The organism is Vibrio sp. 1288 (genome assembly GCF_033344475.1).
Genome location: NZ_JAWPOX010001180.1, coordinates 1 through 508 on the forward strand (window position 1 = coordinate 1; position 508 = coordinate 508).

Sequence of the window (508 nt, forward strand, 5' to 3'; positions counted from 1 at the left end):
ACGGCTTCACCATCACGGATAAGACGCAGCTGCGCTTCACGGATGTCATCGCCCACACGAACATCAGCACCAAAACGGAATACCGCTTCGCTAATGCTGAATTTACCGGTTTCACCGATGTTGATGATCATCCCTAAACGACGTAGGCGACGAAGTGACGTACGTACTTTTTCAAACAGTTTTTCTTTGTCTAGATCCGAACCCGTTGCACGGTTCGTCACGAGTTTCATCAGCTTTTTCTCGTCTGCTAATGCAAGCAACTCGTCGTAAAGCTCTTGATTGGTGAAAATGCCTTCGTGCGCTAAGCGCTCTGGGCTTAGGTATAGGAAACACAGTACCTTACCCACCAGCATATCCAGCTCAGATAAAACACTGCGGCCAATCAATGACGTTGAACGTGGACGTAGGTAGAAAAAGCCTGCTGGCGCTTTTACCAACTAGGTGTTGTAGCGCTGGTAGAAAGAAGAAAGCTCAAGCTCGAAATCAGACAACAACGCGGGATTGTCGA

At 48.2% G+C, this 508-nt stretch carries 1 pseudogene; it reads right to left on the reverse strand.

Features of this window, described 5'->3' with window-relative positions:
• Positions 1–508: pseudogene (gene mukE, locus R8O11_RS31550) on the reverse strand (chromosome partition protein MukE); the annotation flags it as partial.